The 10,668-nt window shown below is 37.1% G+C and carries 4 protein-coding genes; 3 read left to right on the top strand and 1 reads right to left on the bottom strand.

The features are described from left to right. Window positions 1-679: 679 nt before the first annotated feature. On the top strand, window positions 680-7,861 hold the full coding sequence (locus LC095_RS26215) for a 5'-nucleotidase C-terminal domain-containing protein (protein WP_226530853.1): 7,182 nt from the start codon (window positions 680-682) through the stop codon (window positions 7,859-7,861). 120 nt (window positions 7,862-7,981) lie between these two features. Here LC095_RS26215 and LC095_RS26210 read toward each other — a convergent pair whose 3' ends face one another. Next, window positions 7,982-8,575: a TetR/AcrR family transcriptional regulator gene (locus LC095_RS26210; RefSeq protein WP_226530852.1), complete on the bottom strand. Its 594-nt coding sequence runs from the start codon at window positions 8,573-8,575 to the stop codon at window positions 7,982-7,984. 150 nt (window positions 8,576-8,725) lie between these two features. Between LC095_RS26210 and LC095_RS26205 the strand changes: the two genes are divergently transcribed. Both LC095_RS26205 and LC095_RS26200 read left to right on the top strand, forming a co-directional pair. Continuing rightward, window positions 8,726-9,463, top strand: a complete 738-nt coding sequence (locus LC095_RS26205; protein WP_226530851.1) for an SDR family NAD(P)-dependent oxidoreductase — start codon at window positions 8,726-8,728, stop codon at window positions 9,461-9,463. A gap of 77 nt (window positions 9,464-9,540) precedes the next feature. Beyond that, window positions 9,541-10,326, top strand: coding sequence for an SDR family oxidoreductase (locus LC095_RS26200; protein ID WP_226530850.1), 786 nt, complete (start codon window positions 9,541-9,543; stop codon window positions 10,324-10,326). Window positions 10,327-10,668: the final 342 nt, after the last annotated feature.

Here is a 10,668-nt window from a genome sequence, read left to right as displayed (position 1 = left end):
CTCGTTGAATGGAATTATGTTTCGAAAGCATATTTATCACCTCAAGATTTTCTTAATACAAGTTTAAATCAAAAAAGACTGTAGGAAAACTCAATTTTAATGAGTTTGTCTACAGTCTGGAACCCTTCTATACGAGGGTTTTTTTATTTACCTAGAGTAGCTCTATGAGGTTTTAAAAACTATGTAATGTTAAGTTACAACTAGCGTGAAATTTTAGACTCTTAGAACTAACATGAATAGGTAAAATCTATCAAAAACATTTCCAGTAGTAAAAATGATCTAGGTAGATTTTTTATATAAGGCTGCAACTCTATTAATGCTTAATACCTTTAGAATACACAATTCTATCGTTAAAAAAGCTAAGAATTCGTCAAAATTTTACAATGAATTAATACTAGGTTAATAGTAGGACGATAAAATTTTGACAGGGAAGAGTTTGTTGAGTCGTTATATAATGATGTTGAAACGGTTTAATTGAATTCCCTTTTTTAAGGATTCTTAAACTCAATTATATTAAAAAAATGAGGTGGATGCAGGTATTACAAGACTTAGAGCGATTAATTTATTGCATGCGTTTTCTTGTGAAAGTTAGCGGCTGGAATCGTTGGACTCATAGTTAGCATCATAAAACCGTTTCGACAGCATATTTCCCTAAAAAGTTGCAAAAAGGAGGAGAAACATGAAAAGAAGGTATAAAAAGAGTGCCAGTATTGTCATGGTGTTTGTTTTACTTGTAGGTTTATTTTCACCTGCGGCTAATACGATTGTACAAGCTGAAAGTGGAACAGCTACTGATTTATTTATCTCGGAATATATTGAGGGCTCTAGTTTTAACAAAGCTATTGAGCTATACAATGGTACAGGTACCGAAATCGATTTAAGTAAATATTCTCTTGAACACTATAATAATAGTGGAAGTGCAACAACAGGAACAACAACAACGGATAAGGTTTTACCGTTAGAGGGTAAGCTTGCGGCAGGTGATACATATGTCATTTCCCGTTCAGATGCAAATGCTGCTATTGTTGCTGTAACTGACTATATGGATGAAAGCAAAAATGTCATTAATTTCAATGGCAACGATCAAATCGTGCTAAAGAAAGAAGGGGCTGTTGTTGATTCAATTGGACAAGTCGGTTCAGTGGATAATACCCTTGCAGATGTAACTCTAGTTAGAAATGAAAATATTCTAGCAGGGGATACAATTATTAACGATGCATTTGATCCTGCGAAGGAATGGACTAATTTAGGGAAAGATACGTTTTCTAATCTAGGAAAATATCAATCTGAAGAGGAACCAGCTGAACCAGAGGAACCATCTGAACCAGAAGAGCCAACTGAACCTGAGGCACCAGTAGAAGCAATAACAGTTGCGGAAGCTCGTGAAGCTGGTGCAGGCAATACTGTAACGATTGAAGGTATTGCTACAACAAAGAATGGACTTTGGGGTTATGATACGTTCTATATGCAAGACGACACAGCAGGAATGCTCGTATACAGCAGCCCGAAAGATGTTCAACCTGGGGATAAAGTAAAAATTACAGGTAAGCTATTAACATATAAGAATGAATTAGAGATTCAACCGACTAGTATGGAGATTATTTCGTCTGGTAATAGTCTGCCGGAAGCTCAAGTTATTGCTCCAACAGCTGTAAATGAGGATACTCAAGGTGAACTGATTAAATTAGAAAATATCACAATTACTAATCTTGAAAGTGATAGCTATGGAACGGCTATTTTCCAAGCTAAAACGGAATCAGGAGATCAGGTAAGAGTTATTCATGATAACCGTACAGGTTCTGATTACAATGAACTGATTAAACATTATAAAGAAGGCGACAAAGTTCATTTAACAGGAATTGGCACGATTGATAATGATGGTTATCATGTAAAGACGTTTGGTCTTGGAAGCTATGATTTAGTAAACAAACCGGCAGTTTATGTGGATCAAGCTCAAGGTACAGTACCTGCAGGCACAAAAATTGAATTAAAATCAGGTATTGAAGGTGCCGAGATTTATTACACAACAGATGGCACAGAACCAACTTTAGAAAGTGCAAAATATGTTGACCCAATTGCGTTGAATACTGGAAAAACAACAATTAAAGCCATTGCTGTTAATGGTGAAAAAGTTAGCGAAGTATTCAGCTTTTCTTACACAATTTTAAATACTGAAGGCGTAAAAATTCGTGATATCCAAGGAAAAGGACATGTATCGGAATATACAGGCGCTTCAGTTGAGGGAATTACTGGTGTTGTAACACATGTTGTGAGCGGATCAACTTTTATCATTCAAGATGAAAATCCCGATGATGATCTTGCAACATCTGAAGCCATCCAAGTATACAAATCTTCTCATGGTCTATCTGTTGGAGATAAAGTATCTGTTAATGGAACGGTTCAAGAATATGGTGGCGGTGCGAACCTGTCCAAAACTGAAATTGATGCAAGTTCAGTAACAAAAACAGGAACAGCTGAGTTACCAGCACCATTAGTAGTTGGAGAAGACATCATTCCTCCAAACAAAGTAATTGATAATGATGAGATGACATCATTTGATCCAGAAGAAGATGGAATTGATTTCTGGGAATCTGTAGAATTTATGCGGGTTTCATTCCCAAATGCAAAAGTAGTGGGTCCTCCATACTCAAGTGATGTTCCAATCATTGTTGAGAGCACAACGAACAATGAATTGAATAATCAAGGCGGTCTTAATATTGCTGCAGATGATTATAATCCGGAAAAAGTATTTTTAGATAATGTAGGTAATAACTTCAAATCAGGTGATATGTTTGATGGTGATGTTGTAGGGGTTATATCTTACTCCAGTACAGGTTTTCAACTATTAACAAACAAAGATACATTACCTCAGGTAATCGAGTCTAACATCGAGCCTGAAGTAACTCATATTGAACCTGCAGAAGATAAAGTAACTGTTGCATCATACAATATCGAAAACTTCTCAAATAATAAATCAAATACACCAGATGAGAAAGTGGAAAGAATTGCAAAAACATTTGTAGAAAATATGAAATCTCCAGACATTATTACATTAGTAGAAGTTCAAGATAATGATGGCGAAACTGATTCAGGTAATACTGATGCATCAGAAAGTTATCAACGATTAATTGATGCAATCAAAGCGGCTGACGGCCCGACATACGAATGGACAGATGTGGCGCCTGTTAATAATGAAAATGGCGGCGCACCTGGTGGAAATATTCGTGTAGGTTATCTTTATAATCCAGAGCGGGTTACATTCGTTGAGGCAACTAAAGGTAATGGAACTCAAGCAAATGGATGGAGTGAAGATGGTCATTTAACCCTTAATCCGGGTGTTATTGATCCAGCTAAATTCCCTAATACACGTAAACCAATTGCTGCAGAATTTGAGTTCAAAGGTGAGCGAGTGGTTGTCATTGGGACACACTTGAATTCTAAGGGTGGAGATCAATCGTTATGGGGATCAAACCAGCCTCCACAATTAAGTTCTGAAGCAGAACGACATGGATTAGCGCAGGCAATTAATGATTTCATTGATGAAGGACTAGCGGAAAATCCAGATTTAAACGTAGTACTTGCTGGGGATATGAATGATTTTGAATTTACAAAAACATTCGAAATCCTTAAAGGTAACGAATTAACAAATATGGTGGATACAGTTCCGGCAAATGACCGTTTCTCTTATTTCTTCCAAGGTAATAACCAAGTACTTGATCATATTCTAGTTTCTAATAATCTCGTAAATAGCACAGTAGCAGATATGATCCATATTAATGCGAACTATACAGAGGCTCAGGGACAAGCATCAGATCATGACCCTGTTATGATTCAAGTTGATTTAAAGAACAAAGAAAAGGACAATTTTGATTTAACTGTACTTCACACAAATGATACACACGCATCTTTAGAAAATATGCCTAAGACTGTTACTGCAGTTAAAGAGGAAAGAGCTAAAGATCCAAATGCACTACTTTTACATGCAGGTGATGCATTCACTGGAACATTGTACTTTAATGAATTCCAAGGTGAAGCAGACTTAGCCTTAATGAACCTAATGGGCTTTGATGCGATGACATTTGGTAACCATGAATTTGACCTGGGCTCGTCAGCTGAAGGGCATCAGAAATTAGTGGAATTTATCCAAGGTGCACAATTCCCGTTTGTCAGTGCAAACGTTGATTTCTCACCGGATGAAAAATTCAATGGTTTATTCAATAACTCAGTTACGGCTGATGTAGAAAACGGACAAATTTATAATGGCATCATCAAAGAAGTGAACGGTGAAAAAGTTGGGATCTTCGGTTTGACAACAGAAGAAACAGAAGCTATTTCTAGTCCAGGATCAATTGCATTCCAAAACTATCTTGAAGAAGCTGAAAAAGCTGTAAAAGATTTTGAAGCACAAGGTGTAAACAAGATTATTGCGTTAACTCATATCGGGTATGATGATAATGCTGAAATCGATAATGATTTAACTCTGGCAAAAGAAGTAGATGGCATCGATGTAATTGTTGGCGGACATAGTCATACAACATTATCTGAACCAACAGTAATTGAAGAAGACAATACACCAACCGTCATTGTTCAAACAGGAAATGCCAATAGCAACCTGGGTTCACTTAATGTGGAATTTGATCAAAATGGTGTAGTTATAGCACAAACAGGTCAATTAATTCCAATTAAAAACCAAGAAGCTGACCAGGAAGCTGCAGACATACTAGCTCCATATAAAGAAAAAGTAGATCAAGTAGCACAGGAAGAGATTGGAGTATCAACTGAGGTAGAATTGGAAAACCCTCGTACAAATGGAGATAATACAAAACCAAGTGTACGTAAAAATGAGACCATCTTAGGAAACTTAATTACAGATGGAATGCTTGAAAAAGCAAAGTCATTCACTGGGGAAAATGTCATCATGGCCTTACAAAACGGTGGAGGTATCCGTGCGGCGATTAACGCTGGACCTATCACTGTTGGCGAGGTAATCACGGTTCTTCCATTCGCGAATACATTAGCAACAATGGACCTAACTGGTGCTGAGTTGAAAGAAGCGTTTGAAATCAGCTTCAGTCAATATCCGGAGGAAAATGGCGGCTTCTTACATGTAGCCGGCGGTAAAGTGGAATTTGATTCTACGAAACCAGCAGGAGAACGTGTCGTATCTGTAAAATATTTAAATGAAAATGGTGAGTACGTAGAAGTTCAAGATGAAGAAACATACACAATCGCCACAAACGCTTTTACAGCTAAAGGCGGCGATGGTTATGACGTCTTTGCGAAAGCCTATGAAGAAGGACGTGTAACAGACTTAGGTCTATCAGATTGGGAAAACTTCAGAGACCATTTAGTAAGTTTAGATTCAATCCCAACCAATGTGGAATGTCGAATTGTAGAGGACAACTTTGACTTAACAGTTCTACACACAAATGATACACATGCATCTTTAGATAACATGCCTAAAACAGTTACGGCTGTAAAAGAAGAAAGAGCTAAAGATCCAAATTCGCTGCTTTTACACGCAGGCGATGCATTCACTGGTACGTTATACTTTAATGAATTCCAAGGTGAAGCAGACTTAGCCCTCATGAACTTAATGGGCTTTGATGCAATGACATTTGGTAACCACGAATTTGATTTAGGTTCATCAGCTGCCGGTCATGAGAAATTGGTGAAATTTATCCAAGGTGCAAATTTCCCGTTCGTCAGTGCAAACGTTGATTTCTCGAAAGATGATCAATTCAATGGTCTATTTAATGACTTAGTGACATCGGATGTTCAAAACGGGCAAATTTATAATGGGATTATCAAAGAAGTAAATGGTGAGAAAGTGGGGATCTTCGGTTTAACAACAGAAGAAACTCAAGATATTTCAAGTCCAGGATCAATCGCTTTTGAAAACTACCTAGAAGAAGCTGAAAAAGCTGTAAAGGACCTTGAAGCACAAGGTGTAAATAAGATTATTGCATTAACTCACATCGGTTATGATGATAACGCGGCAATTGATAATGATTTAACTCTGGCAAAAGAAGTAGAAGGTATTGATATTATTGTTGGTGGACACAGCCATACAGCGTTAACGGAACCAACAGTAGTAGAGGAAGATGAAACACCAACAGTTATTGTTCAAACAGGAAATGCCAACAGTAACCTGGGTTCACTTAATGTGGAATTTGATCAAAATGGTGTAGTTGTAGCACAAACAGGTCAATTAATTCCAATTAAAAACCAAGAAGCTGACCAGGAAGCTGCAGACATTCTAGCTCCATATAAAGAAAAAGTAGATCAAGTAGCACAAGAAGAGATTGGAGTGTCAACTGAGGTAGAATTGGAAAACCCGCGTACAAACGGAGATAATACAAAGCCAAGTGTACGTAAAAATGAGACCATCTTAGGAAACTTAATTACAGATGGAATGCTTGAAAAAGCAAAATCATTCACTGGGGAAAATGTCATCATGGCCTTACAAAACGGTGGGGGTATCCGTGCGGCAATTGATGCCGGCCCAATCACTGTCGGTGAAGTTATTACAGTTCTACCATTTGCGAATACATTAGCAACAATGGAACTTACCGGTGCTGAGTTGAAATCAGCGTTTGAAATCAGCTTTAGTCAATATCCGGAGGAAAATGGCGGTTTCTTACACATAGCCGGTGGAAAAGTGAAATTTGATTCTACAAAACCAGCAGGAGAACGTGTCGTATCCGTAAAATATTTAAATGAAAATGGTGAGTACGTAGAAGTTCAAGACGAAGAAACTTACACAATCGCCACAAACGCTTTTACAGCTAAAGGCGGAGATGGTTATGACGTCTTTGCGAAAGCCTATGAAGAAGGACGAGTAACAGACTTAGGTCTATCAGATTGGGAAAACTTCAGAGATCATCTAGTAAGCTTAGAATCAATTCCAACAGAAGTAGAAGGTAGAATTATAGATATAAAAGACGAACCAGGTGAAAACCCAGGCGAAAACCCAGGCGAGAACCCAGGTGAAAACCCAGGCGAGAACCCAGGTGAAAACCCAGGCGAGAATCCGGGTGAAAATCCAGGTGAAAACCCAGGCGAGAACCCAGGTGAAAATCCAGGCGAGAATCCGGGTGAAAATCCAGGTGAAAATCCAGGCGAGAATCCGGGTGAAAACCCAGGCGAGAACCCGGGCGAGAACCCAGGTGAAAATCCGGGCAACTCAAATGATGGAAAAGTTATAAAACTGCCAGTAACTAAAGTAGGAAACAAGTACACAGTAAATCAAGATGCACTTGAAGATCTTAAAGAAGGCATAGTCGTTATGATTGAGGTTGATAAAATAAATGCGACTTTAACACTAACGAAAGAACAAATTCAAGCTTTACAAGCTGCTGGAGCAACAATTGAAATAAGTAACGGAAACGTTGATGTGCAAATACCTACTTCTATCCTTCCATTAGCAGAAAGTGTAGATATTAAAGTGAAGAAAATGAAAGCAAGTGGTTCACTAGTTGCTTATGACTTTACAATTGAAGCAGATGGCAAAGTGTATCATACGTTCAGTGAAAAAGTTAAACTTACATTCAAGGTTGATCTCAAACAAATTAAAAATCCTAAAAATGTAAAAGTTTATTATTGGAACGAAGCAGAGGATAAATGGGAACTAATCGGTGGAGAATACAAGAATGGTGAAGTTTCAGTGTATACTGATCACTTCAGTACGTATGGTGTATTTGAAGGCGAACCAAAATCTAATCCGATTCCATCTCAAGCAGATAACGAACTTCCAAATACAGCAACAAACAGCTTTAATCTTATCCTACTAGGATTAATGATCGTTTTAGCTGGCGGAATATTATACTCTGTTAAGAGAAGACATACGAATTCACATTAATAAGAATTGAAAAAAGAAAGGCGTGCTATTTGAAGCACGCCTTTCTTCAATAGTTGAAAAACATTGCAGAAGTGTCAAATATGAAAAATGTTCAAACCATCTCATAAAAGGTTGTTTTAGTTATTTTCTCCCAACATACTTATACGAATAAATATGTGTTTTTGTAAGATCAATAACCTCCCTTATAAACTCCTCTTCCGTCTCAATAAATCCATTTTCAATCCAATTATGAAGAAGTCCGTAAAAGCCGTAGGCCGTATAACGCTTAAAATACTCCATATTAACCGGGATATTGTCGATTGTTTCAAAAACAAATTGTTCTTGATAGATTTTTAAGATCGTTTGGGGAAAACGTGTATGTAGCCCTGGAATTGTGTCATCAAAGTTAATGAGTTCAAAGAAATTTCTATTCTGATAAATATACGAAACAATATGAAAAGATGGTGCTTTTAGGTTTTCTGTATAATTATTCTGGCCAGGTGTATAAGGTTTGCCTACCGAAGATTCTAACCCTTGAAGCATAGACACAAGCAAATCTTCTGCTAACTTAATTTTGTCTTGGTAATGAACATAAAAGGTACTGCGATTATAAGCGGCATAATCCACAATATCCTTTACAGTTACCGCATGGTAGCCTTCTTTTTTTATAAGAGCAATTAATGCTTGCTTCAAATGTGTTTTTGTTCGATTTTGTCGTTGAGATGGTGTATTCATAAAAAAACCTCGCTCAAAATAGACAGATTGAGTAAAAATGTCTAAAGATTAGACACTTCATAAAATCTTAATGATTTTTTAGTCAAAAACAAAGGAGTAGAATTAAATTGTACACATAATAGTAAAAAAATATAAGTAGGAGGATGTAAAATGGGTAGATTACAAGATAAAGTAGCCGTGATTACTGGTGGAGCATCTGGAATTGGAGCTGCGACAGCACGACTATTTGTTTCAGAAGGTGCTAAGGTCGTATTAGTAGACTTAAATGAAGAAAAGGGAAAGGCGTTTGAAACTGAATTGAAAACGCTTAATAAAGAAGCTCTTTTTATTAAAGCAAATATTACAAGTGAAGAAGAAGTGGTTAATATTTTCAAACAAACAGTTGAAGCTTTCGGTAAAGTGGATATTGTGTTCAACAATGCGGGGATAGGTCGCGTCCAACCTTCACATGAGCTAGAATACTCAGAATGGAGAAACACAGTAAATGTTGATTTGGATGGTGTCTTTTTAGTGGCACGAGAATCAATTCGCGAAATGTTAAAAACAGGTGGGGGGACGATTGTGAATACCGCATCTATGTACGGATTGGTAGGCTCACCTGGTTCAGCAGCATATAACGCTGCAAAAGGTGGAGTTGTGAATTTAACACGCTCTCTGGCACTTGAATATGCAGAAAAAAACATCCGTGTTAACGCATTATGCCCTGGTTTTATCGATACCCCAATTATTCCAGAAGAAAGCAAGCAGGTATTAGCTGCAGCAACACCAATGAAACGTTTAGGACAAGCAGAAGAAATGGCAAAAGGCGTCTTATTCTTAGCATCTGACGATTCATCCTTTATGACAGGTAATACGTTAACAGTTGATGGCGGGTATACAGCACAATAATGTATTTTATTAAATAAGAAACTTCTTTTTTGAACATAATTCCTATTAAATTGTAAGCTACTAAGGAGGAAAATCAAATGAACAACCGTTTTGATGGAAAAGTCGTCTTAATTACAGGTGCTGGATCCGGCTTAGGCCAAGCCACTGCTCTACAAATCGCAAAAGAAGGAGCAAAACTCTCATTAGTTGATTTGAACTCAGCTTCTCTAGAAGAAACAAAATCAAAAGTAATGGAAGTTTCACCAAAGGCAGAAGTGATACTTATCACTGCTGATGTTTCAGACGAAAAAGCTGTTGAAAACTATGTAAATGAAACAGTAGCGAAGCTTGGGAAAATCGATAGTTTCTTTAATAATGCCGGGATTGAAGGAAAACAAAACTTAACAGAGGATTACGGCATTGATGAATTTCAAAAAGTTGTCGCAATCAATTTAAATGGTGTATTTTATGGCATGAAATACGTACTGAAAGTGATGAAGGAACAGGGCTTTGGTTCAATTGTGAATACTGCTTCTGTCGGTGGAATCCGTGGAGTAGGAAATCAATCCGGATATGCAGCAAGTAAGCATGGTGTTGTCGGATTAACGAAAAACTCCGGAATTGAGTACGGACAATATGGAATTAGTATAAAAGCAATCGCACCAGGTGCCATTATGACCCCGATGGTTGAAGGTTCTTTAAAACAAATGGATCCTGACAATTGGGAAGAGGTAGGAAAACAATTCGTTGAGCCAAATCCAATGAAACGATTTGGTAAACCGGAAGAAGTGGGTTACTTAGTAGCGTTCCTTCTATCTGATCAAGCAAACTTCATCAATGCAACAGTTATTCCTATTGATGGTGGACAATCATATAAATATTGATAGCTTTAAATATAGGCACGGGCTTCCCGTGCTTTTTTGTTGTTCAGAAAATCTATAAAAATTATTAAGAAATATCTTGACTGTGGAATGAATATCAGTTATTCTAGGTATCTGCCACATAAAAGAATGACTAAATGATATTTCGAAATAATAAATTTAAAAAATATTATTGACTTCGTTAACTCTCGGTGGTATGATAAATACCTAGTCGCTAATGACTAGTAAATGATCTTTGAAAACTAAACAAAACCAAGCGTGCCAACGTTAATTTCGATTAACAAAAACGTACTATATAGTACAAACTTTTATGAGCTATATCAAACACTTTATTGGAGAGTTTGA

This window comes from Metabacillus niabensis (assembly GCF_020524345.1).
Lineage (GTDB): Bacteria > Bacillota > Bacilli > Bacillales > Bacillaceae > Metabacillus > Metabacillus niabensis_B.
Note: the sequence above shows the minus strand (reverse complement) of the source record. Positions and strands in the feature narration are given on the sequence as shown.

What these genes read in the sequence shown, in the direction of transcription:
- LC095_RS26215 (WP_226530853.1), top strand. Translation starts at nt 680, where the DNA reads ATGAAAAGAAGGTATAAAAAGAGTGCCAGTATTGTCATGGTGTTTGTT.
- LC095_RS26210 (WP_226530852.1), bottom strand. Translation starts at nt 8,575, where the DNA reads ATGAATACACCATCTCAACGACAAAATCGAACAAAAACACATTTGAAG.
- LC095_RS26205 (WP_226530851.1), top strand. Translation starts at nt 8,726, where the DNA reads ATGGGTAGATTACAAGATAAAGTAGCCGTGATTACTGGTGGAGCATCT.
- LC095_RS26200 (WP_226530850.1), top strand. Translation starts at nt 9,541, where the DNA reads ATGAACAACCGTTTTGATGGAAAAGTCGTCTTAATTACAGGTGCTGGA.